Source organism: Neisseria sp. S1 (genome assembly GCF_048060015.1).
Lineage (GTDB): Bacteria > Pseudomonadota > Gammaproteobacteria > Burkholderiales > Neisseriaceae > Neisseria > Neisseria arctica.
Window position 1 is genome coordinate 1 of the sequence record NZ_JBLUPI010000019.1, and the last position, 24,213, is coordinate 24,213.

The window sequence follows — 24,213 nt, forward strand, 5'->3', positions numbered from 1 at the left end:
TGACCGAAAATCTTTCCCTTTATTCTTGAAAGAATGCGAATTTCGTTTTAACTTTGGTACACCAAAAGAGCAACTTAAAATCTTGCGAATTTGGTGTGATATTTAAGGCTAATCTAATACAGCCCCTATTTTTTTATTAATCACAAATTATAACTTAGTGTGCGCTCACGCTATTCTTACCCGACACCTCAATCACCACCACTTCGGCTTGCGAGCCGAGACGAAAAGGTACACCCCAAAATCCGAATCCGGAGGTAACAAAAAAGTGACCGTTGCCAATTTGTTGGTAACCGTAAGCTACCCGGTTCAGCTGGCGCACAATCCAGTTAGCCGGTGCGATCTGGCCGTTATGCACATGCCCCGATACTTGAATATCTATGGGAAGTTGGCTGTGAAGATCAATTTCAGTCGGACGGTGATCCATCAGCAATACAGGTAATGACGTATCTTGCTCCGCCAACAAAGCAGCCGTACTCGGGCGGCTACGATCAGAATCATCATTGCGTCCGACAACCAAAACTTTTCCACCTGCCACTTTGCTACTGTTGCGTAATACTTGAATGCCCGCTTTAGTGAGCTCTTGAACAATTTCACTCTGATGACCGAACAAATCATGGTTTCCCAATGTGGCATACACACCAAGCGGAGCTTGCAGCTTGGCCAAAGCCGGCTGCATATTCTCGGCACGATAAGCAGCAACGTTATCATCCATCAAATCACCGGGCAGTAAAATAATATCTACCTTTTCGCGCCGCATAATTTCACTGAGTTTTTGCAACTGTCCTTTACCTACAAGTGCGCCCAAATGCAAATCACTGGCAACACCGATACGCAACGGCTTGGCCAACGGTTTATCCAACACCACTTGGTAATGGCGAACTGCAGGCGTATAGGCGTTGTAAGCCGAGTAAGCCAAAAGACCAAGTAAAAACAAAGGAGCAAACACCCGCAGGCTTCGTGCCATAGGCTTTTGATCCAAAATTTTGCATAACAGCAAATAAAGAAGGAAGGTGACCAGTGCCGCATACATTACATAAAGCAGTAATACCATCCACAGTGCCGTCCAGCGGAATACCGCATGGCCGAGTTGCAGCAACAAACCTGCGATTAACAAATTAGTAACAACAAAAGCACCCGCCATCAAGATCAGACGCCCCCGTACACCTATCTTGCCGGCCAACAACCATTGTAGGGAACGCCCCAAGCCGAAGGTAAACACCTGCATCAAAACGATTATTACCAACAACATAAAAATACGCACAATACCGCCTTTATTCTTCAAGAATAAAATATTATAAATCAATACGATTTTATCATATCCGATAATAAAATCGCTTATCGCCCAAGATAGTTATACGTATTTTGGCTTTACCCTTAGCAAACAACACATCGTCATAAAAATAAAAGCTGCCCTATTTTCAGACGGCCTTCAGTTAAAATCCTACGGCACTGCTACCGAAAACATTCCGCGCAGATCCGATTTATCCGCCGTGGTTTTGTAACACTAAAACTGATTTTTCAACGTTCTCATTGCCGTAAAGATAGCTGCGTCATCATCTTCATCCATTCCGGCCAAGTGTGAAACCCGCTCCCGCACAGCCTGTTCATTTACCCTTAAGAAAGGATTAATCTTCAGCTCGCGGCTTAAATATACGGGCAAAGTGGGCGTATTAACCGCATCGGATAAAGCTTGCGGTATATCCGTATTATCCGGTTCGATCCAAGCTGCAAACTTTAAATTGGCCGCCGTATATTCATGCGTCGGATAAAACAAAGTCTGCCCGGGCATAGCGCGATAACGTTGCAAACTCCTATAGAGCTGCTTAGCCGTTCCGCTGAAAACCTGCCCGCAACCGGCACTAAAAAGCGTATCCCCGCAAAAAACATGTGTTTGCCCGCCCTCCTGCCATATATAGCCGATATGCTTATCGGTATGCCCGGGCGTTTCCCATACCTCGGCTATGCCGCCGGCAAAACCTATCCGGTCGCCCTCACCTACCTGGCAATCCGCTTCAATATCGGTATGACCGTATACCCGGCAATCGGGAAACTGCGCTTTTAAAGCAGCTACCCCGCCCGTATGGTCATGATGGTGGTGGGTAATCCAAATCTGGACCAACTCCAAACCATTGGCCTGCAAATAATCCGATACCGGCACGGCATCACCGGGATCAACGCACACGGCCTCTCCGCCACTTTTCAGCAACCAAATATAGTTATCCTGCAATGCGGAAATAGGAACAATCTCTACCACTGCCATCCCTCCAAAATATATCTGATACGAACCATCATAAAGACGATTATCTGCAGATACAAGCATATGGCCGTCTGAAATATTATTCAGACGGCCATGATATTTACACAAAGCAGCATCAGTCTTATAGAAAAAGTAATAAAATAGTTTTTATAATTGGTTTTATCACCGTTTTTTCGGATAAAACTGATTGCAAAACAAACGGGAGCCTTTATGGAAAAAGAAAAAATTTACTATGCCGTAATCATTTTGATTTCAGCTGTTTCCATCTTACTCAGCCCGTTTGTATATGCCCGTAAGGGACGCCCTACCGCAAACGGCCAACGTATGCCTACTCACTGGCGAATCATATTTATCAGCAACATCGCCGCCGTTATTATTCTTTTGGCCGCATGGTGGTTTTGGTTTCGCTAAGCCCAAACCGACGGTTACAACCAACGGAAAACAATTTTTATGAAACGATTTACCCTTCTGTGTATCGGCCTGTTAACCGCTTCGTACGGCAATGCCGCTACAGTTTACGAATGTACAAGCGCCAACGGCCAACGTATTTATACACAATCCCCAGGCAAAAACTGCCAAAAAGCCAACTTAGGCAAACCTGAGGTTTACTCTTCTCTTCCGATAAACGCTTACAATAACCAAGCCGCTTCAAACGAAAATGAAGCCGTCACGGCAGAAGCCCAAGAGTCCAACCAAGTCAGCTTGGCGCGACAAAATTTGTCAGAGGCACAAAAAGCATTGGCTGAAGGCAAAAAAGTACGCTACGGTAACGAACGTAACTATGCCCGTTACCAACAGCGTATCGGTGATTTGGAGGCCGCCGTCAAACGGGCCGAAGAACAGCTCAACCAAAGCTTGGGCGTTATCCGCTAGATTACCATCAGATTACTGCAAACAATAGCCGTTAGAAAAAAGGCCGTCTGAAAACAATTTTTTCAGACGGCCTTTTTTATACCGTTAATTAGCGCAAACCGGATAATAATTTCTCGTGTATCCCGCCGAATCCACCATTACTCATCACTAAGATATGATCTCCGCTGCGCGCTTGGGCAACAATATCGGCCACGAAAGCATCAAAATCTCTACCTACGTGCAGCTTGTCTCCCAAAGGCGACAAAGCATCCGCTACGTCCCAATCCACTCCGCCGGCATAACAGAATACTAAATCCGCTTCTGCCAAACTTGGCGGCAAAGCCGCTTTCATCGTGCCTAGTTTCATCGTATTCGAACGCGGCTCCAATACAGCCAAAATACGCGCATCGCCCACCCGTTGGCGCAAACCTGCCACCGTAGTAGAAATCGCCGTCGGATGATGGGCAAAATCATCATAAACGGTTACGCCTTTCTCCACCCCTTTGCATTCCATACGGCGCTTCACATTTTTGAACGCACTCAACGCTTCGCACGCCGTAGCCACATCCACGCCCACATGGCGGGCAGCAGCGATTACGGCCAACGCATTCATGCGGTTGTGTTCACCCATCAGCTGCCAGGCAATATGCCCCGTTTTTTCATTGTGCAGGAATACGTCAAACGAGCCGTCTGCCGCAACATTTTGTACATGCCAGCCGTCGGCGGTTCCGAAAAACTCAACCGGAGTCCAAGCGCCTTTGTCTAAAGTTGTACGGACATTAGCTTCAACCCCGTTGGCAACAACCAAACCCTCACCCGGAACCGTGCGGATTAAATGGTGAAACTGCGTTTTCACCGCATCCAAATCCGCAAAAATATCAGCGTGATCAAATTCTAAATTGTTTACCACACAGGTACGCGGGCGGTAATGTACGAACTTACTGCGTTTATCAAAAAAAGCCGTATCGTATTCATCTGCCTCAATCACAAAAAAAGGCGATATGCCGTTTGCATCCAACCGCGGAGCTCCGGGCAAACGGGCCGACACGCTAAAATTCTGCGGCACCCCCCCGATCAGAAAGCCGGGAGCCAAGCCCGCGTATTCCAGCACCCAAGCCAACATACTGGCCGTTGTCGTTTTGCCGTGCGTACCGGCAACACCTAATACCCAACGGTGATGAAGCACGTTTTCGGCCAGCCATTGCGGACCGGAAATATAAGGCAGATTCTGATTTAAAACCGCCTCGATAACCGCCATGCCGCGCTTTGCAACATTACCGATTACAAAAACATCCGCTTTGAAATGCTGCAATTGTTCGGCATCAAAACCTTCATGCACCTCAATCCCCAATGATTCCAACTGGGTGCTCATCGGCGGATACATTTTGGCATCACAGCCGGTTACTTTAAACCCGGCCTCTTTGGCAATCGCCGCCAAACCTCCCATAAACGTACCGCCGATACCGATAATGTGAATATGTGTCATGATGCCGTCAATAAAAATAAAAACGTATTATAACGAAATAGGATATTTATAGGAATGGCAACCGCCCGGGCCGAGGAATCAAGCATCTTAACCGGTTTATATCATCAGAAACCCTTAGTCTGCCGCTTTACAAAAACCTAATAATACACAGGCCGTCTGAAGCTATTTTCAGACGGCCTTTGGCTTAAAACAATATTAGCAATCGTAATCTTAATGCTTAATCAAGCATCACACCAAATCGGCGAATAAGGGAGTAGACAAGTAACGCTCCCCATAAGAAGGAATAACAACGACAATCAATTTGCCTTTATTTTCGGGTTTTTTAGCCAGCTCCAATGCGCTCCAAACCGCCGCACCTGAAGAAATACCAACCAAGATACCCTCTTTTTCAGCCACTGCGCGTGCAGTTGCAAAAGCAGCTTCATTTGGCACTTGGACAATACTGTCGTACACATCTGTATTCAATACTGCCGGCACAAAACCCGCACCAATACCCTGAATCGGATGAGGACCTTTTTGACCGCCGCTCAATACCGGAGAAGCTTCAGGTTCAACGGCGACAATCTGTACTTCAGGCTTGCGCGCTTTCAATACTTCGCCTACACCGGTAATCGTACCACCGGTTCCCACGCCGGATACGAAGATATCTACTTGTCCGTCTGTATCGCGCCAAATTTCTTCGGCCGTTGTTTCACGGTGTATTTTCGGATTAGCCTCGTTATCAAACTGGCGAGGCATGAAATAAGTATCGGGATTTTCCTCTACCAAAGCATGTGCTTTAGCAATCGCACCACCCATTCCTTCTGCTGCGGGGGTGAGAATCAGTTCGGCACCAAAAGCACGCAACAGCATACGGCGCTCTTTACTCATGCTCTCGGGCATGGTGATGGCCAGTTTATAACCGCGGGCAGCACACACCATCGCCAAACCGATACCGGTATTACCGCTTGTTGCCTCTACAATCACGGTATCTTTAGTGATTTGTCCGGCTTTCTCAGCCGCATCAATCATGGCAATAGCAATACGGTCTTTCACACTACTGCCCGGATTGAAAAATTCCAGTTTGGCCACTACGCGTGCTTCCAAACCCTCTGTCAAACGGTTAAGCTCAACCAAAGGGGTGTTGCCGATTAAATCCGTAATGCTGTTTGCGATATTCATAAACTGACTCCTTTTAATAAACTTGTTTCATCATAACCCGAGGCCGTCTGAAAACTAAAGATTCATTGTTTACATGCTTACAACCAAAAGTTATAAATTAGCTTAACACTGCCTAAAAAATATTCCCGAGCCATGCCTTAATTAATATCGGATTTCCAACATGGTTTTCACCACGAAAGCCGTTTGCAGGAAAAAAGCCAATAACAAACCCGCATGAAGCTGACGGCTACTGAAAAAATTAGCCGGCATTCCAACGATAATACTGCGGTGGAAATAAAACAGCAGCATGAGCACTACCTGCATACATACCCAATAAACCGGTTCCAACCAATAAAGATGCAACAGCCCTGCCGATACATAAGGTGTCAAACCCGTCGGATACCGGGAATAAACAATCAAAGCCAACACAAGCCAAACAAAGCTCAACAACGCACCGCTGACGGCAAACAAGCTCAAGAATGGATTGCCTCCTTCGGCATACCAGCCCGAGCCCTGCGGTATTTTTTTCCAACGGTTAACAAAAAAGAATATGCTGCCCAAAACAATATAAAAATGCGGCATATAAGCGGTGCTCAAATGCGCAATTCCCCATATGCCCGGCAATAGTCGTGCTCCGATGAAACCGAAGCCCAACCATAACGCAATACTTGCCCAAAGCCATTGAAATTCGCCCGCTTTATAAGCCGCCACCACAAATACGGCGATATAAACCGCCAAAAACCATAAACCGATATTGGCTGCCATCTTAGCGGTAACCCATCATACGTGATAACAATACTCCGACAGCTTGTGCCAATTGCGACACCCACTCTGTCGACAAATCCGCACTGAAACGGCCGACATCTTCATCTGCCAATAACAGAAAGCCTCCTGTCTGCCCGCCGATCAATAGGGGCAATTGTAAAAAGCTTTCCAATACGGCGTTTGAGTCATTATTCAGCAGACTCCTCAACTCAGGCTTAATCTTACCGCCCGCCTCCACTTTTTCGAGAGCGGCAACCGCTGCGCCGGCTTTACTGTCACGCATAATCTTCAACCCTTCGGGCACACGTGCTTTGTTTACAGGTTCGGCAATCAATACCAGCCGCATATAACGTATCCCGAAATCCTCTGCAAGAGACTGATAAAGCGCATCGGCCGCCTGTTTAACCGTATTGGCGGCAAGCAGCTTTAGATTCAAAGCAAACAGTTTGTTCATCGTCGCATGATTGGCCTGGGCATCATCTAACATCACTTCAACTTGTTTGGCCATTTTTTTGATTTTCTGCTGTGATGCGGCCATCTGCGCCTGTGCAAACGAACGTACCTTATCATCATGCATACGCACGCCTAATATATTGGCGTGTTCTGCCAAAAATTCAGGGTGTTCCTGTAAAAAACTTAAAACGCTTTTCTTATCCATTAATATTGCAACTCGCCCTCAAATACGGTTTCCGCAGGCCCCGTCATCAAAACATTGCTTCCGGGCTGCCACTCAATAAACAAATCACCGCCGGGCAAACTTACTTTCACAGGAGCACCGGCTTTAAGCAGCCCTAAGCGCACACCAGCCACCACTGCTGCACAAGCACCCGTACCGCAAGCTTGGGTTTCTCCCGTGCCGCGTTCAAAAACACGCAAACGGATATTCTGCTCATCCAATACCTGCATAAAGCCGACATTTACGCGCTCTGGAAACTGCTCATGCGATTCAATCGCCTCTCCCCACTTGGCTACCGGCGCATTTTGTATATCATCTACCAAAATAACCGCATGCGGGTTTCCCATATTGACACAACTGACCGGAATCGACTCCAGCCCTACCAAAACGATATGGGTCAATGCCTCTTCCTGCTCTCCTCCAGCCGCTACAAACGGAATGTCGGCAGGCGCAAATCGGGGTTGCCCCATATTGACGGTAACCAAACCATTTTCCAATAATTTGGGAACAATAATACCGCGGGCGGTTTCTACTTGTATTTCATGCTTATCCGTTAAACCTTTATCCACCACGAAACGTACAAAACAACGCGCACCGTTTCCGCACTGTTCAACCTCACCGCCATCGGCATTAAAAATACGGTAACGGAAATCTACTTCTGGCAAATCCGTTTTTTCCACTACCAGCAGCTGATCGAAACCTACTCCTGTATAGCGGTCAGACCATTTTGCCAGCGGTGCCAGCAAAGGATCGAAATCTTGTGCAGTAGCATCCACTACCATGAAATCGTTACCCAACCCGTGCATTTTGGTAAATTTTAAGGTTTTCATTGCTATGCTTTCATGAGTTGCTCCGCGATGGAGACAACAATAAATCTGTATATAGTAAATTCGAAATATGATTTTAACGCAGAACCCATACCGTCGATAGTATTTACCATTACCGCCATAGTTTTCCGCATCTCTTTAGTCTTCTCAAATACTCCACCCCAATTTGCCCGATTACCATTGGAACTTTTTTACCACACCGCACCAAATAACCCCTTGGCATAATCAAATAAAATTAACCATTGTTTTTAATAAAAATTAAATTAATTAAAAAATTTAACAAAATGCATAAATTTACCGACTATCCATAAAAAAGTCCGTCTATCCGGTATTTTTGACATTTCCTTATTGAATTTACTGTTAGAAATAAGCACAATAATCACAAATACAAAAACAAAGCTAATATTCCAAAACGAATATAGTTCAATACATAATTATTTAAGCACTTTACGATAAGGAATCCGATTATGACACGCCGTATTTTTGCTTCTTTCGCGTTAACTGCCGCTCTATTGGCTGCTCACTTACCGGCCGCCGCATCCGAACTTCGTTTTTATCAAAAAACCTCCCAAGCAACCGCGCCGATTACCGGCCAAGTCACCATGCGTCTGACTATCGGCACAAACGGTCAAACCAGCAATGTGCGTGTTATCCGCACAAGCGGTTCTCAAGCCATTGATGCGGCGGCCGTAAGCTGGATGGAAAAAGAAATCATGCAACCTGTGCATGTAAACGGCGAACCACGTGAATTCAGTATTGTGAAAGAAATCAACTTCTCCGGTAACGGTTTGCAGCTTACTATGAAATAAACTTCTTAACCTTCCGTCTGTACCTTTATAAAGCACGTTTAAAATTATTTAAGCGTGCTTTTTTGTTGCAAAACTTCCGCATCAAAACCATACCCCAAACCGGTTTTACCCTACCTAACCATTGTCTCTCCCAAATCGCGTTATACTGTCGGCAGAATGATGCCGGATAAACTCTACCTCCCGGCTGCAACCAACCTTCTGCAGAAAGCGTATCATGAAAAAACTGGCTTACATCGCCCCTTTGGTTCTGTTATTAGGAGCCTGCTCCGTAGGTACCCCCGGAATGTCTGTCGGCATCGGACTAGGTACGAATATCGGCAGCAATGTCGGTCTCGGCACCAGCATCAACATCCCGGTCGGCTTCGATAAAAACCGTTCGGCTGAAAAAAGTAACGGCGGCATCAATGTGATAGAAGAGCAAATCGTTACCTACTTCGATGCGCGGGGCAATACTTCCGACAGCCCGGTTAAGGGTGGTTATTACCGCCAACTAATCGGCAAGCGGGGAAATGAATATACGGTTCAAGATTTCTACAGCGACCACAGCCGCAAACGCACCGACCCTTATATTCTGCCACGCAGCGAATTACTTAACTTCCGCGCCCATCCGGCCGAAGGCACGCTGACCACATACGCTTATAACGGCAACGTAATGCAACAACAAACTTTCAGCAACAACAAGCTTATCAGTGCAAAATATTAAAATAACGTCTGTCTGAATCTCTATTAGAACATTTCGGATTTTGATATTTTTCCTATCTGCAAACCTTATCTTAATGTCGTCTGAAAACAGTTTTCAGACGGCATTAAAATTTACCATTCTGCCCATATCATGCCGGCGCAAATCCGCCAGGCAAGTTGTAATTATGATAAAATTGCAACTTGTCAAACTCTTTCAGACGGCATCAAAACAAGCAGTGTCGTCCCGATACGATTGCACATCATGCACCATCAAAACACTCCTCAAAACATCATCGTCGGTCTATCCGGCGGTGTAGATTCATCCGTTACCGCCTATTTGCTCAAACAAGCCGGACACAATGTACGCGGCGTATTCATGCAAAACTGGGAAGATGACAACAACGACGAATATTGCAGCATTAAGGAAGACTCTTTAGATGCCATGGCTGTAGCCGATATCGTCGATATCGATATTGATATCGTTAACTTCGCCGCCCAATATAAAGACAACGTTTTTGCCTACTTCTTAAAAGAATACAGTGCAGGCCGTACGCCCAATCCTGATGTACTGTGCAATGCCGAAATCAAATTCAAATGCTTTTTGGATTATGCAATCGAACAAGGTGCGGATGTCATTGCAACCGGGCACTACGCCCGTAAAGAAATCCGCAACGGTGTGCATTACCTACTCAAAGGTATCGACCAAAGTAAAGACCAAAGCTATTTCCTTTACCGCCTTCGCCCTTTCCAACTCGAACGCGCACTATTTCCCTTGGGCGACTTGGAAAAAACAGAAGTCCGCCGTTTGGCAGCAGAAGCGAAACTGCCTACCGCCGCCAAAAAAGACAGTACGGGTATTTGCTTTATTGGAGAGCGTCCTTTCCGCGAGTTTCTTCAAAAATACCTGCCTACCAATAACGGCAATATGGTTACGCCCGAAGGCAAGATAGTCGGCGAACATGTCGGCCTCACCTTTTATACACTCGGCCAACGTAAAGGTTTGGGTATCGGCGGAGCAGGCGAGCCTTGGTTTGTGGCAGGCAAAAATCTGGCTACTAACGAGCTGGTAGTAGTACAAGGACACGACCATCCTCTGCTTTTCAGCAACAGCTTGGTTATGAACGACTTAAGCTTCACACTACCCGAACGCCCCGCCGAAGGACGCTATACGTGCAAAACACGCTACCGCATGGCCGATGCTGCATGCAACTTGGAATATTTGGATAACGATACCGTCAAACTCACATTCGACGAACCGCAATGGGCAGTTACCCCCGGACAATCCGCCGTATTGTATGACGGTGATATTTGCCTAGGCGGCGGTATTATCATTCAAACAGACAAACCGGTTATCCTAACCGCATAAAAATACCGGAGGCCGTCTGAAAAGTTTCAGACGGCCTCTATAACCACATTAATAAATCATTTGAAAAATATAAAAATATGGAAAAAATCTGGCTGAAAAGCTACGAACAAGGCGTATCGCCCGAAATCGATTTAAACCGTTACAACTCAATCATTGATGTGTTTGAGCAAAGCGTGAAAAAGTTCGGTAACCGTCCCGCTTTCCAAAACATGGGCAAAACCCTTTCGTATCGGGAAATGGACAAACTGGTTACCGACTTTGCATCTTTCTTGCAAAATACACTCAAATTACAGCAAGGCGACCGGGTAGCCATTATGATGCCCAACGTGCTGCAATACCCGATCGCCCTTTTCGGCTCATTAAAAGCAGGTCTTACCGTAGTAAACACCAATCCGCTCTATACTCCGCGCGAATTGGAACACCAGCTCAACGATAGCGGCGTAAACACCATCATTGTTTTGGAAAACTTTGCCAATACTCTCGAATTGGTATTGCCGCGAACACAAATTAAAAACGTAATTATTGCAAATATCGGTGAAATGTTCGGCACTATCAAAGGTGCACTGATGAATTTTGTCATCCGCAAAATCAAAAAAATGGTGCCCGAATACCGTATCACCAATACCATTACTTTTCAGACGGCCTTAAAACAAGGGGCTGAGCACCACTTCACCCCCATGCCCTTGAATCGTGAAACCTATGCATTCCTGCAATATACAGGCGGCACGACCGGCGTGGCAAAAGGTGCGGTTTTAAGCCACGGCAATATTTGCGCCAATATGCTGCAAGGTGCCGAATGGATCCAAAACCAACTGCGCGATGGCGAAGAAACCGTTATAGCCGCCCTACCGCTCTACCATATTTTCGCCCTAACCATAAACCTGATGATTTTCACGCAAGCAGGGGCAAAAGTTATCCTGATTACCAATCCGCGCGATATGAAGGGATTTATCAAAGAGCTAAAGCAAAACAAAATAAGTGTATTCATCGGCGTGAATACATTGTTCAACGGTTTGGTCAACCAGCCCGAATTTGCCGAAGTTGATTTCAGCCCCCTAAAACTGACACTGGGCGGCGGTATGGCAACCCAAAAAGCCGTGGCCGAAAAATGGAAAACCGTAACCGGCACCCCGATTGTAGAAGCTTACGGCCTAACAGAAGCCAGTCCCGGCGTATGCTGCAATCCATTGAATATTCCCGCCTATACCGGCAGTATCGGCCTACCGATACCAAGCACGGAAGTAGAGTTGCGTGATGCAAACGGCCAAGAAGTTCCCCGCGGCCAGCCGGGCGAATTATGGGTTAAAGGCCCCCAAGTCATGCAAGGGTATTGGCAGCGACCGGATGAAACCGCAAAAGCCATTGACGCGCGAGGTTTTTTGGAAACGGGCGACATTGCCGTTATGGATGAACAGGGCTGGTTGAAATTAGTCGACCGCAAAAAAGATCTGATTGTTGTTTCAGGATTTAACGTTTATCCGAACGAAGTGGAAGAAGTAGCTGCCCATCATGAAAAAGTACTCGAAGTAGCCTGTATTGGCATACCGAGCGACAAAACCGGCGAAGCCATCAAACTGTTTGTCGTCAAAAAAGACCCTTCCCTCACCAAAGAAGAACTGATCAACTTCTGCCGTACCGAGCTTACTGCCTATAAGATTCCGAAAGATATCGAATTTCTTGACGAACTTCCCAAATCCAATGTAGGTAAAATCCTGCGCCGCGAATTACGCGATACGGCAATCAAGCATTAAAATATTTGTTAACCACTTTTACCAAATAAAAATGCCGTCTGAAAATTTTCAGACGGCATTTACATACAATATCTATTTTTATTATTCGACAGGTCTAAAAACAGCAAAGCTATCAGATAAAAGATGATTTCATTACAAAACAGCAATGACTGTTACGTTGTATGGTACATCTGAAACTTTGCAGCAAATAAATATAATGTTTATCGGTTTCATGAAAACCCAAAACCGTATTTCCCGTTTTGGGTTATCCGTTTATTCCTGAACAGAATCTTCCGTTACCGCCGATTCCATGAAATCAAAAACAGGTGGCGGCAGCAAAGTATTCAAACTTAACGAAGCCGCCTCCAGCACAGGATAGCCGCTGAAGCTCACAGAATAGCCGCCATTGCCCATACTTCGGATCTTGGCATGCGCCCCCAAGGGGAAAGTCGCTTTATTCGTAATATGGCCAAACGGGAAGCCCGTCAGCACAGGTACACGCGCAACTCTCGATACCGTATTGACGACACTACTGAAATCATAGCTGCTGTCATATACATCACGGATCGTACCCATACGGAAATCGCCGAAAACGACCGCCCGCTGTTTCGACAAAATACCGGCTAGATGCAAAGTTTGCAACATACGCTCGATACGGTAGGGTTGCTCGCCCACATCTTCAAGAAAAAGAATGCCGCCGTTGATATCCGGCATATAAGGCGTGCCTGCCAAAGAAGCCAACACGCTGAGGTTCCCGCCCCACAAAGTACCTTCTACATTCACTTCCCGACGCTGTATTTCCGAAACAACAATGGTATTTTGAGGATTGGTTGCACCATTAATAAAGGCATCCATAGTATAGTTGCTCAAACTTGGACGTCCGAACTCGCTATACACCATCGGCCCTGCAAAACTCAACATATTGCCTTTGGCCAATAATGCCAGCTGAACGGCACATACGTCACTGAAGCCGAAAAACATCGTGCCATGCTCACGCATCCGCGCACCCAAGCTGGCAAAATCAATAGCCGGCAACAAACGTGCCGCTCCGTAACCACCGCGCAAACCCATCAAAATTTTCGGCGTTGCCACCCTACCCGTAGCAACGTCTTGGAAATCCGCAATACGCTCGGCGTCACTTCCCGCAAAGCGCTGATAGCGGCGGTAACCCGCCTGCTGGTTCGTTACCGTAAAACCCGCATTATAGAGACGGGTCAAGCCGGTTTCGGTACGGCTGCCGTTATCGGCGAAACCTGAAGGGGCAACAACACGCAAAACAGTGCTACCACTGCGCGAAGAAGTATTTTTTTTCGGCGGCACGGGCTGGGCTCCGGAAATATTGGGACGTTTACCGTTCTGAGGCTGGGCGCTGGTACCACATGCCTGCAACAAACCCGCACCTGCAACTGCGGCACCGGCTCGTAAAAGGTTACGACGGGAAGTTTGCCAAGTCATAAAAATCCTTAGATAAATCTGAGTTAAAGCGATTCGAGCAATAAACGCCGAACCTGTTCGGGCCAGTCCTCCGGCAATTTCATACCTGCTTCACGACGCCCCTCTGCCCAAATAGGGGCCGGGAAATTAGCATCATCGGTAAAACGGGCGATCACATGCCAATGTAAATGAGGCACGACATTACCCAAACTTGCCAAATTGATTTTGGCAGGACTGAGCACCTGACGCATTGCCGCTTCGACACGATACACCATCTGCATGATTTCATCGCGCTGTGCGGGCAGCAAATCAGTCATCTCCGCCACGTGCTCCTGCCAAATCACACGACAAAAAGCGGGAGCATTAACTTCGTTATGTACGGCGATAACGCGTAAGTTATCGGTTTGCAGCAAAACATCTTCTGCCTCTGCCGTGCAAATGGGGCAAACTGAATTCATGCGGGTTCTCTATATAGCTATTTGAAAAGATTTTAATCCTAAAGGCCGTCCGAACACGTTTTCAGACGGCCTTTTAACTTAATTTTAAATTAGAAGATCCAACACGCCTCGTAAAACGACACTTGTCCGCTAGGCATATTCCGCCGCACCGCGATTGGCCAAAGCATCGGCCTTTTCATTCTCGATATGGCCGGCATGGCCTTTCACCCAAGTCCAATGCACGTCGTGACGCTGTACTTCGGCATCAAGTGCCTTCCACAAGTCATCATTTTTTACAGGCTTTTTTGCCGCGGTTTTCCAACCGTTTTTTTTCCAACCATATATCCAACTTTCCATACCGTTTTTCACATACTGCGAATCAGTACAAATTTCTACCCGGCAAGGACGTTTCAAAGCTTTCAAACCCTCGATAACGGCCGTCAACTCCATACGGTTATTAGTGGTTTGTGCCTCGCCGCCGTAAAGGGTTTTCTCATGGCTGCCATAGCGCATCAGCACTCCCCAACCACCCGCGCCGGGGTTACCCTTGCAGGCGCCGTCGGTATAGAGATAAACGGTTTTATCCATTGTAAAAACCCAATACAGCAGAGATTTCAGGCGGCTTTTCTAAAGAGAAACCCAATCCGGCAGCCTTATTCTTCAAACTGCAATACAGCGGAAGTATAAACGTTTTGTACATCGTCCAAATCTTCGAGCGCATCAATCAGCTTCTGCATCTTTTCGGCATCTTCGCCGCTGAGCACGGTTTCGTTTTGCGCGCGCATGGTAACGTCGCCGTCTTCTGATTTGAAGCCTGCCGCTTCCAAAGCGGCTTTAATTTGCGCCCAATCGGCAGGACTGGTAACCACCTCGATTACACCGTCTTCATCGGTGATGACATCTTCCGCACCTGCTTCCAAAGCGGCTTCCATCAAAGCATCTTCATCCGCATCAGTGAAAACCAAATAACCTTGGTGTTCGAAATTAAAGGCTACGCAACCATCGGTACCGAGATTACCGCCGTTTTTATTAAACGCATGGCGCACATCGGCCACGGTACGGGTTTTGTTGTCGGTCAGACAGTCAACCATCAAGGCAGCACCGCCGATACCGTAACCTTCGTAACGCAACTCGATATAATCCGCACCTTCAAGATTGCCGGTACCCTTATCAATCGCACGCTGTACGTTGTCTTTAGGCATATTGGCGTCCCACGCTTTATCCATTGCCAAACGCAAACGGGGGTTAGATGCAGGATCGCCGCCGCCCAAACGGGCTGCAACGGTAATTTCTTTAATCAATCGGGTAAAAATTTTGCCGCGTTTGGCATCTTGACGGGCTTTTTTGTGCTGAATATTCGCCCACTTACTATGGCCAGCCATATTTTCTTTCCTTCTTCGGAGGCAGCGCGAAAGCCGCTGCCTCAATTAATCTAAAAGGCGGATTTTAACATAAAAACGCAGTCGCTTTAAAAGAGCGGAAATTTTGATGAAGCTTAACGCTTCCCAAAACCAGTACGTCGGCCTTCACGGCCAATCAAAATAACAGGATAATTTAAATCCTTATAAAACAAATAACTATATTACATAAAACAATCAGCCAAATATATTTTTATAATTTCCAAGCAAGGGCTTTTTCATGCCAACAGCCGAATAAAGGGCCGTCTGAAAAATTCAGACGGCCTTCTCTATGCTTTTCGGCAAAACAGATTATTTTTTCAATTCTGCCAAAATTTCATCTACCGTACCTTTGGCATCACCAAAACACATTACGCTGTTTTCATTAAAGAAAAGCGGATTTTGCACGCCGGCATAACCAGTATTCATCGAACGTTTGAATACCACAACCTCTTTAGCTTTCCATACCTCCAGCACGGGCATACCCGCAATCGGCGAATTGGGATCAGTTTGGGCGGCGGGGTTAACGGTATCATTGGCACCAATCACAAGCACCACATCGGTTTCAGGGAAATCATCATTAATTTCGTCCATCTCCAACACGATGTCGTAAGGTACTTTAGCTTCGGCCAACAATACATTCATATGACCGGGCAGACGGCCTGCCACAGGATGAATACCGAAGCGTACTTCCGTACCGTTTTTACGCAGCAAATCGGTAATTTCAGCCACAGGATATTGTGCCTGCGCTACGGCCATACCGTATCCCGGGGTGATAATCACACTTTGCGCACCTTTCAGCATTTCGGCCACTTCGGCAGGCTTCACCTCACGGTATTCGCCTACTTCTTCACTACCGGCAGCCGCACTACCATCCGTACCAAAACCACCGGCAATCACCGAAATAAACGAACGGTTCATCGCCTTACACATAATATAAGACAAAATCGCACCGCTCGAACCCACCAGCGCACCAGTCACAATCAGCAAGTCGTTAGAGAGCATAAAACCTGCCGCGGCAGCCGCCCAGCCTGAATAAGAATTGAGCATGGATACCACTACCGGCATATCCGCTCCGCCGATAGATGCCACCAAATGCCAGCCGAAAGCCAACGCGATAATAGTCATCAAAATCAAGGCAAACCAGCTACCGTCAACGGCAACAAACACCAGCAGCAAAATAAAGGATACCGCCAACGCTGCCAGATTAAGCTTATGTTTGTGCGGTAATTGCAGAGGCTTGCTGCTGATTTTTCCGTTAAGTTTGCCAAAGGCTACGATCGATCCGGTAAAAGTTACCGCACCAATAAAGATGCCTAGGAATACTTCAACCATATGGATGGTATGCATATCGGCGGAAACATCCCCCGGCTCGATAAAACTGTTAAAGCCCACCAAAACGGCGGCCAAACCCACAAAGCTGTGCAACAGCGCAATCAGCTCGGGCATTTCGGTCATTTCGACTTTTTTGGCCCTGTAAATGCCGATAGCGGCGCCGATGCCCATTGCTACAATAATCCAGAACAAGCCCGAAGTCTGTTCGCTAAATACCGTGGCAAACAGCGCCACAGCCATACCGGCTACGCCGGAATAACAGCCCTGCTTGGCGGTTTCCTGCTTCGACAAACCGGCCAATGAGAAAATAAACAAGATCGCGGCAACGATATAGGCCGCAGTTACTAATCCAGATGACATATCGGCCTCCTTAACCTTTACGGAACATATTCAACATACGGCGGGTAACATAAAAACCGCCGAAAATATTGATGCTGGCAATCAACACCGCCACAAATGCCAAAAACGAGACAAAACCGTTACCCTGGCCGATTTGCAATAACGCGCCGACCACAATGATGCCTGAGATAGCATTAGTAACCGACATCAGCGGAGTATGCAGCGAATGCGATACGTTCCACACAACGTAATAGCCGATCACGCAAGCTAATACGAATACGATGAAATGGTTGAGGAATGCTGCCGGAGCAACCGCTCCCATCCACAAAATCAATACCGCACCGATAACGGCCGGAGCCAGTTTTTTCCAAAGCGGCACAGGTTCCGGCTCGGGTTTGGCAACAGGCACGGCTTGCGCGGCGGCCTGTTGCGGCTGGGCGGATACTTGAATCGCGGGCGGCGGGAAGGTGATTTCGCCATCACGGGTAACCGTCATATTGCGGATAATCACATCATCGAAGTTCAATTCGATTTCACCGTCTTTGTTCGGGCTCAACAGCTTGGTAAGATTCACCAAATTGGTGGCGTAAAGTTGCGAAGACTGCCCTGCCAAACGGTTGGCCATATCGGTATAGCCAATGATTTTTACGCCGTTATCGGTTACAAACAGCTCACCCGGTTTGGTTAATTCGCAGTTACCCCCGGTCGCCGCGGCCAAATCGACAATCACCGAGCCGGGCTTCATGCTTTCAACCATTTCACGGGTAATCAGCTTGGGAGCCGGTTTGCCCGGAATAGCGGCCGTAGTGATGATAATGTCGACTTCTTTGGCCTGCTCGGCAAAAAGTTTCATCTCGGCGGCGATAAACTCATCACTCATTACTTTCGCGTAACCATCGCCGCTGCCGCCCGCTTCTTGCGGAAAATCTAATTTAAGGAATTGACCGCCCATCGATTCGATCTGCTCAGCTACCTCCAAGCGGGTATCAAACGCCTTGACAACCGCGCCCAAAGAATTCGCTGTACCGATAGCTGCCAAGCCAGCCACACCGGCACCAATCACCAGCACTTGTGCCGGTGGTACTTTACCCGCAGCGGTAATTTGGCCTGTAAAGAAACGGCCAAACGCATTGGCTGCTTCAATAACGGCACGGTAACCGCTGATATTCGCCATTGAAGAGAGCGCATCTAGAGCTTGGGCACGAGAGATACGCGGCACCATATCCATTGCCAACACATTGACTTTTTTATCGGCCAACTTTTGCACCAGCTCGGGATTTTGTGCAGGCCACAAAAAGCCGACCAACGTTTGCTCTGCCTGCAGTAAACCCGCTTCTACATCATTAGGAGCGTTTACTTTATAAATCAAAGGGCTTGACCATACTTCGGCTGTATTGACCACTGTCGCACCGGCTTCTTGATAAGCTGCATCGTTTAGGCTGGCAGCAGCACCTGCGCCTTGTTCCACCACTACATCAAATCCAAGTTTCTTCAACTGGATGACGGTAGCCGGTGTGGACGCTACACGGGTTTCACCTGCCAGAGACTCTTTTGGAATACCAATTCTCATCTCTTCAATCCTTTATTCATGAAAGAAAATAACAAAAAAAACCAATAAAATTTAACATTATTTATGTTATAACCAATTTACCAGTGCAGTTCAATATCCAAAACCGAAATATTGACACTTTAACAATACCGTTATCTTTGTTATTACTGTTTAATTTTGTATGCGGCTTTTGTGAAAACAAGGAATTAACGAATCAACAGGCCGTCTGAAAAATATTGTTCATATAAGTATTTTTCTTATTATTCACATGAAAAATTTATTTGAATTACATTAGAAAGCATCTTTTGCTTGTTGTAATAGTACAGAAATAAAGGCTGTTTTTGCTGCACCTTAAACCTTGGCCATCTTCGCAATTTTTGCAAAGACAGCCATATGTTATAGAATGATTATCCGACAGCCGTTTCAACGGCCTGCTGATTATCTAGAAAAAGGAACCTAACCATGCGAATGCTCCACACCATGCTGCGTGTCGGCAATCTCGATAAATCCCTAGCCTTTTACCAAGATGTACTCGGTATGAAACTGCTGCGCAAGCACGACTACCCCGAGGGCCGCTTCACATTGGCATTTGTCGGCTATGGTGAAGAATCCGGCCACACCGTTATTGAGCTAACCCACAACTGGGATACCGAAAGCTATGATTTGGGTAATGGCTACGGCCATATCGCCATCGAAGTGGAAGATGCTTACGCCGCATGTGATGCGGTGCGTGCAAAAGGCGGTAAGGTTACACGCGAAGCCGGCCCTATGAAGCACGGCACTACGGTTATTGCCTTCGTAGAAGATCCGGACGGTTACAAAATCGAATTCATTCAAAAAAATTCCGGCAATGATTCTGTAAAATACGAATAATGCCGCTTCAAACTGCTTATGGTTTCAAACTCTGTTGTGCCTAACCCAGAATTAATTATTTGAATCATAAGCCTTTCCGAATTATAAAAAAGCCGTCTGAAAATTTCAGATGGCCTTTTTTTAACCTAACGGCAGTTGTTAAGCATTTAAATTCACGGCATGTTCGCGTGTTTCATGGAAAACGATATCCGGCCAACGCTCTTGAGTCAGGTTTAGGTTTACCCGATTCGGTGCAAGATAAGCCAAATTACCGCCGGCATCAATAGCAAGGTTCGCGGCATTGGCTTTTTCAAATTCAGCCAATTTTTTCTTATCATCACACGATACCCAACGGGCAGACCAAATACTCGCAGTATCAAATACCGCCTCTACGCCGTATTCAGCCGCCAAGCGCGAAGTCACCACTTCAAACTGAAGTACCCCCACCGCACCCAATATCAAATCGGCACCGCTATGCGGCTTAAACACCTGTACCGCGCCTTCTTCGCCGAGCTGTTGCAAGCCTTTTTGCAATTGTTTCATTTTCAGCGGGTTTTTAATACGGACGCTGCGGAATAATTCCGGTGCAAAGAACGGAATACCGGTAAATGCCAGCTGCTCCCCTTCAGAGAAACTATCGCCGATTTGGATATTACCGTGATTGGGAATACCGATGATATCGCCCGCATATGCCTCTTCAACCAACTCGCGGTCGTGCGACATAAACGTTACCACGCTTGAAGCGGAGATCTCACGGTTAATCCGCAAATGCTTCATTTTCATACCGCGTTCGAATTTTCCCGAGCAAACCCGCAAGAAAGCAATACGGTCGCGGTGTTTCGGATCCATATTGGCTTGGATTTTGAAAATAAACCCGGAAAACTTCTCTTCATCCGGCATTACTTCCCGCACGGTAGCATCACGGCTCTTCGGTGAAGGCGCCCAATCAATCAGGGAATTGAGGATTTCTTGGATACCGAAATTATTAATAGCCGATCCGAAAAATACCGGTGTCAGCTCACCCGCCAAAAATTCCTCTAAGCTAAACTCATTGGATGCAGCTTGCACCAACTCAATTTCCGCCCGCAAGTTATCCATTTCGAGAGGAAAAAGTTCGTCTAAGCGCGGATTCTCAATACCTTTGATGACTTCAAACTCATGCGGCAATTTTTCACCGCCTGCATCAAACAGATATACTTCATCGTTCAGAATATGGTAAACGCCTTTGAAGTTTTTACCCATGCCGATCGGCCAAGTAACCGGAGCACAGCGGATTTTCAGAATATTTTCCACTTCATCGAGCAACTCTAGAGAGTCTCGAACTTCCCGGTCGTATTTGTTCATAAAGGTAATGATCGGTGTATTGCGCAAACGGCAAACATTCAATAGCTTAATCGTTTGAGCCTCTACGCCTTTGGCCGCATCGATTACCATCAAGGCACTGTCAACCGCCGTCAGAACACGGTAGGTATCCTCCGAAAAATCTTGGTGGCCCGGGGTATCGAGCAGATTCACGGTATGTTCTTTATAATCGAACTGCATAACTGAAGAAGCAACGGAAATACCACGCTGCTTCTCGATTTCCATCCAATCGGAAGTAGCGAACTTACCGCTTTTCTTACCCTTCACCGTACCCGCACTTTGAATGGCACCTGAAAACAGCAATAATTTTTCGGTCAGCGTTGTTTTACCCGCATCAGGGTGGGAAATAATGGCAAAAGTGCGGCGATGGCGCACCTCTTCTGGAATATTAGACATAATTACTCTGTAAAAATAAACATTTCAGGCAGCCTGCCCAAAAGCAGCCTGCCTGTTTAAACCTTCGCAATTATACAGAAAACTTCGTTTTTTTCAATGTACTGTCTACTGTTAGCTGCATTGCGCAAAAGTAAAAAGACCTTTCAATGAAACCTTATCAACCATTCTTCAGACGGCCTGTCATTCACAGCGTGATTTTAGTTTCCACCTTATTAAAATCCATTACAAACTGGCTTTTAAATGCGCGTACATTATTATCGGCGGTAAAAATACGGCGGGTTAACCGGTGATAATCAGCCATATCGCGCGCATGTACCAACAGCATATAATCATGTTCGCCGGAAATTTCATAACAACACACCACATCGGGTTCTGCTGCCAAGCTCCGCACAAAATGGTCAAGCGCCTGATGGTTTTGGCTGGCCATTTCTACAGCCACAAATACGCTTAGGTTCCGTCCGACTGCCGTAGAGCTAACCAAAACCACCTGCTTCAAAATCACACCGCTTTCATACAACTGCCGGATTCTCCGCTGACAGGTAGCCGGCGAAGAGTGAACTCTCTCGGCGATTTCGGCTAAAGGAGTAGCGGCGTTTTCCTGCAAAATATTGAGAATATTGCGATCCAGCCTATCTAAATCATATTCACCCATTTTTTGAAAAATTCTTTCTAAAAATAAAAATAAAAGATAAAAAATTTCGATTAAAAAACAATTTCAAAAAATTTTATCACATACTTTCCATAAAATGACAGCTTGTCATTTTTGTTCACTATCTTATGAATCCCACTTCCAAAGGCATTGCCGCCGCGCTCTTATCCAATATCCTTTTCGGAGTTATCTATCTTTATAGCCATTGGCTCAAGCCTTTAAGCGGTACTGATGTTTTCGCATGGCGGATGATTGTGATGCTGGGAGGATTATGGCTATTGGTATTCGTTACCGGTATGTGGCCCCAACTTAAGGATTTTGTATCAGGCATCGGCGGTAATATCCGCCGCTGGCTGCTGATTTTTTCAGCCACTCCTTTGGTTGCCGTACAACTTTGGTTGTTTATGTGGGCACCGGTCAACGGACATGGGGTGAATGTCGCCACCGGCTATTTTCTGTTTCCCTTAATGATGGTGGTATTTGCACGCATTTTTTTAGGTGAAAAGCCCAACGCTTGGCAAAAAACAGCCTTGATATTAGCCGCTGCCGGAGTTTTGCATGAAATCTGGCAAACGCAGGCGATTGCGTGGACGACTTGGGTAGTTTGTCTCGGCTATCCTCCTTACTATCTGCTGCGCCGCCAAATGCAAGTACCGGCCCTTATCGGCCTTGTTTTAGACTTAATGTTGATTGCTCCGTTTGCCGCCCTCTATCTGATGATAAACGGTAGCGGCTTGGATGAAGCCGCGTGGTCGTGGAAATATATTGTACTGATTCCTCTCTTGGGTATTTTCAGTGCGGTTTCAATGCAGCTGAATTTGGCTGCCAGCCGCTTCTTACCTGTTCCTCTCTTCGGTATTCTGAGCTACTTGGAACCTGTTTTGCTGTTTCTCGGCTCGTGGATACTACTGAAAACAGAAGTACCGCCCAAATCATGGCCGACTTACGGCTTAATTATCTCAGCCCTACTGGTCAGCGGCTTAGACGGAATCCTTAAAATCTACCGTTTCCGTCATAAAGTAATGGCCTCTTGAATATTTTGGCCGTTTGAAAAAGCAGCCTCCGGTCTGCTTTTTCAAACGACCCAATAGGTTCTGCTGCCAAGCTCCATACACAATGAAGCACCTGATGTTTTTAACCGGTTATTCCCACGACCACAAATACGCTCACGCTATATCTAACAAACTAAAATCTTTTCAAAATTTAAAGGTTTTAGTTTAGCTTAACTTGAGTACAGTATTTTCATATTTAAATCAAGGAACGACAAAACTCTCTAGGACTGCGGCCAAAATATTTTTTAAATGCTTTACTGAAACATTCCGTATTGTCATACCCTACTTTTTGCGCTACTTCCGCAACAGATAACTTTTGTTCCAATAATTCACATGCTGTACGAAAAATTTGCTCGCGGCGATAACGTGCAATACTGATGCCAAAAGCAGCCTGAAATTCTTGCTGTAAAGTCGTGGGATTACTATGACATGCTAATGCTAGATATTCCAAATTAGCCGCCTGAAAATCTGGATGTTTCAATAAGCTCATCAATCGTTGCAACCGCTTACTTTTTAAGCAGCCTGAATCATGGTCTTCTATTAGCGATACTGGAAACAAATGCTGCAAAACTTGCGTCATCAAAACCATTGCCTGCGTGTGTTGATACATGGTAGCCCATGGTTCAGGCTGCTGATTCTGAAGCAGTTGTTGGATACTATGACGTATGGTGGGTGTAAGCTGAAAGTAATGCGGTTGAAACCAAGTGAGATAAATATATAAGGGTCTGTGAGATAAATGGGGTGATGGGGGATTTTGGTGGATGCTGTGGGATGGGGAAATTGTAACTCCGTTGCACAGGGTGCAATAAAATGAACGGGCTT

Annotated in this window: 24 protein-coding genes and 1 pseudogene; 9 read left to right on the forward strand and 16 right to left on the reverse strand. The window is 46.4% G+C overall.

Annotation, left to right across the window (positions count from 1 at the left end; all coding sequences use genetic code 11):
- Positions 1–106: pseudogene (locus ACEPPX_RS11010) on the forward strand (IS1595 family transposase); the annotation flags it as partial.
- A gap of 48 nt (positions 107–154) precedes the next feature.
- Here the strand turns inward: ACEPPX_RS11010 and ACEPPX_RS11015 are convergent.
- Both ACEPPX_RS11015 and gloB read right to left on the reverse strand, forming a co-directional pair.
- Complete coding sequence (locus ACEPPX_RS11015; protein ID WP_416624090.1) at positions 155–1,249, reverse strand: metallophosphoesterase; 1,095 nt, start codon at positions 1,247–1,249, stop codon at positions 155–157.
- Between the two features lie 255 nt (positions 1,250–1,504).
- The gene (gene gloB / locus ACEPPX_RS11020) at positions 1,505–2,260 is read right to left on the reverse strand and encodes a hydroxyacylglutathione hydrolase (RefSeq protein ID WP_416624091.1); all 756 of its coding nucleotides are present in this window, start codon (positions 2,258–2,260) and stop codon (positions 1,505–1,507) included.
- Between the two features lie 207 nt (positions 2,261–2,467).
- Between gloB and ACEPPX_RS11025 the strand changes: the two genes are divergently transcribed.
- Together ACEPPX_RS11025 and ACEPPX_RS11030 are read left to right on the forward strand one after the other, a co-directional pair.
- A complete protein-coding gene (locus tag ACEPPX_RS11025; protein ID WP_047760293.1) occupies positions 2,468–2,668 on the forward strand; it encodes a hypothetical protein in 201 nt (66 codons plus the stop codon).
- A 39-nt stretch (positions 2,669–2,707) separates the two neighbouring features.
- The gene (locus tag ACEPPX_RS11030) at positions 2,708–3,130 is read left to right on the forward strand and encodes a DUF4124 domain-containing protein (RefSeq protein WP_416624072.1); all 423 of its coding nucleotides are present in this window, start codon (positions 2,708–2,710) and stop codon (positions 3,128–3,130) included.
- Between the two features lie 88 nt (positions 3,131–3,218).
- Here ACEPPX_RS11030 and mpl read toward each other — a convergent pair whose 3' ends face one another.
- The 5 genes from mpl to dapF form a co-directional block, all read right to left on the reverse strand.
- Positions 3,219–4,595 (reverse strand): UDP-N-acetylmuramate:L-alanyl-gamma-D-glutamyl-meso-diaminopimelate ligase, encoded by a 1,377-nt coding sequence (gene mpl, locus ACEPPX_RS11035; RefSeq protein WP_416624073.1) that lies wholly within the window; start codon positions 4,593–4,595, stop codon positions 3,219–3,221.
- 228 nt (positions 4,596–4,823) lie between these two features.
- Complete coding sequence (gene cysK, locus ACEPPX_RS11040) at positions 4,824–5,756, reverse strand: cysteine synthase A (protein ID WP_047760296.1); 933 nt, start codon at positions 5,754–5,756, stop codon at positions 4,824–4,826.
- Positions 5,757–5,897: 141 nt separating this feature from the next.
- Complete coding sequence (locus tag ACEPPX_RS11045) at positions 5,898–6,500, reverse strand: hypothetical protein (protein ID WP_416624074.1); 603 nt, start codon at positions 6,498–6,500, stop codon at positions 5,898–5,900.
- 1 nt (position 6,501) lies between these two features.
- Positions 6,502–7,158 (reverse strand): DUF484 family protein, encoded by a 657-nt coding sequence (locus ACEPPX_RS11050; protein ID WP_416624075.1) that lies wholly within the window; start codon positions 7,156–7,158, stop codon positions 6,502–6,504.
- Positions 7,158–8,006: a diaminopimelate epimerase gene (dapF, locus tag ACEPPX_RS11055; RefSeq protein WP_416624076.1), complete on the reverse strand. Its 849-nt coding sequence runs from the start codon at positions 8,004–8,006 to the stop codon at positions 7,158–7,160. The genes ACEPPX_RS11050 and dapF overlap by 1 nt, the downstream gene beginning before the upstream one ends.
- Positions 8,007–8,470: 464 nt before the next feature.
- On the opposite strand from dapF, the gene ACEPPX_RS11060 reads away from it, so the two are divergent.
- From ACEPPX_RS11060 to ACEPPX_RS11075, 4 genes are all read left to right on the forward strand, one after another.
- Complete coding sequence (locus ACEPPX_RS11060; protein WP_416624077.1) at positions 8,471–8,812, forward strand: TonB family protein; 342 nt, start codon at positions 8,471–8,473, stop codon at positions 8,810–8,812.
- Between the two features lie 214 nt (positions 8,813–9,026).
- Positions 9,027–9,515 (forward strand): NemA protein, encoded by a 489-nt coding sequence (locus tag ACEPPX_RS11065; protein ID WP_416624078.1) that lies wholly within the window; start codon positions 9,027–9,029, stop codon positions 9,513–9,515.
- 240 nt (positions 9,516–9,755) lie between these two features.
- Positions 9,756–10,859: a tRNA 2-thiouridine(34) synthase MnmA gene (gene mnmA, locus ACEPPX_RS11070; protein ID WP_416624092.1), complete on the forward strand. Its 1,104-nt coding sequence runs from the start codon at positions 9,756–9,758 to the stop codon at positions 10,857–10,859.
- A gap of 77 nt (positions 10,860–10,936) precedes the next feature.
- Entirely contained in the window at positions 10,937–12,610 is a 1,674-nt protein-coding gene (locus tag ACEPPX_RS11075) for an AMP-binding protein (protein ID WP_416624079.1), read from the forward strand.
- 252 nt (positions 12,611–12,862) lie between these two features.
- Here the strand turns inward: ACEPPX_RS11075 and ACEPPX_RS11080 are convergent, their stop codons facing one another.
- The 6 genes from ACEPPX_RS11080 to ACEPPX_RS11105 all read right to left on the reverse strand — a co-directional run bounded on the left by ACEPPX_RS11080 (position 12,863) and on the right by ACEPPX_RS11105 (position 19,101).
- On the reverse strand, positions 12,863–14,044 hold the full coding sequence (locus ACEPPX_RS11080) for an LD-carboxypeptidase (protein WP_416624080.1): 1,182 nt from the start codon (positions 14,042–14,044) through the stop codon (positions 12,863–12,865).
- Positions 14,045–14,067: 23 nt separating this feature from the next.
- Positions 14,068–14,481, reverse strand: a complete 414-nt coding sequence (locus tag ACEPPX_RS11085; RefSeq protein WP_416624081.1) for an HIT family protein — start codon at positions 14,479–14,481, stop codon at positions 14,068–14,070.
- Positions 14,482–14,610: 129 nt separating this feature from the next.
- Positions 14,611–15,048 (reverse strand): ribonuclease HI, encoded by a 438-nt coding sequence (gene rnhA / locus ACEPPX_RS11090; RefSeq protein ID WP_416624082.1) that lies wholly within the window; start codon positions 15,046–15,048, stop codon positions 14,611–14,613.
- A gap of 65 nt (positions 15,049–15,113) precedes the next feature.
- On the reverse strand, positions 15,114–15,842 hold the full coding sequence (locus ACEPPX_RS11095) for a YebC/PmpR family DNA-binding transcriptional regulator (protein ID WP_047760306.1): 729 nt from the start codon (positions 15,840–15,842) through the stop codon (positions 15,114–15,116).
- Between the two features lie 327 nt (positions 15,843–16,169).
- Complete coding sequence (gene pntB / locus ACEPPX_RS11100; protein WP_416624083.1) at positions 16,170–17,552, reverse strand: Re/Si-specific NAD(P)(+) transhydrogenase subunit beta; 1,383 nt, start codon at positions 17,550–17,552, stop codon at positions 16,170–16,172.
- 10 nt (positions 17,553–17,562) lie between these two features.
- Entirely contained in the window at positions 17,563–19,101 is a 1,539-nt protein-coding gene (locus ACEPPX_RS11105) for a Re/Si-specific NAD(P)(+) transhydrogenase subunit alpha (RefSeq protein ID WP_416624084.1), read from the reverse strand.
- A gap of 441 nt (positions 19,102–19,542) precedes the next feature.
- Here ACEPPX_RS11105 and gloA point away from each other — a divergent pair, with 441 nt between their 5' ends.
- A complete protein-coding gene (gloA, locus tag ACEPPX_RS11110; RefSeq protein ID WP_416624085.1) occupies positions 19,543–19,953 on the forward strand; it encodes a lactoylglutathione lyase in 411 nt (136 codons plus the stop codon).
- A gap of 138 nt (positions 19,954–20,091) precedes the next feature.
- On the opposite strand, the gene ACEPPX_RS11115 is transcribed toward gloA, so the two are convergent.
- Both ACEPPX_RS11115 and ACEPPX_RS11120 read right to left on the reverse strand, forming a co-directional pair.
- Positions 20,092–21,690 (reverse strand): peptide chain release factor 3, encoded by a 1,599-nt coding sequence (locus ACEPPX_RS11115; RefSeq protein WP_416624086.1) that lies wholly within the window; start codon positions 21,688–21,690, stop codon positions 20,092–20,094.
- A gap of 184 nt (positions 21,691–21,874) precedes the next feature.
- Positions 21,875–22,342 (reverse strand): Lrp/AsnC family transcriptional regulator, encoded by a 468-nt coding sequence (locus tag ACEPPX_RS11120; protein WP_416624087.1) that lies wholly within the window; start codon positions 22,340–22,342, stop codon positions 21,875–21,877.
- Between the two features lie 125 nt (positions 22,343–22,467).
- On the opposite strand from ACEPPX_RS11120, the gene rarD reads away from it, so the two are divergent.
- A complete protein-coding gene (gene rarD / locus ACEPPX_RS11125; protein WP_416624088.1) occupies positions 22,468–23,373 on the forward strand; it encodes an EamA family transporter RarD in 906 nt (301 codons plus the stop codon).
- 214 nt (positions 23,374–23,587) lie between these two features.
- Here rarD and ACEPPX_RS11130 read toward each other — a convergent pair.
- On the reverse strand, positions 23,588–24,213 hold a 626-nt coding region (locus ACEPPX_RS11130), incomplete at its 5' end, for a helix-turn-helix domain-containing protein (RefSeq protein ID WP_416624089.1).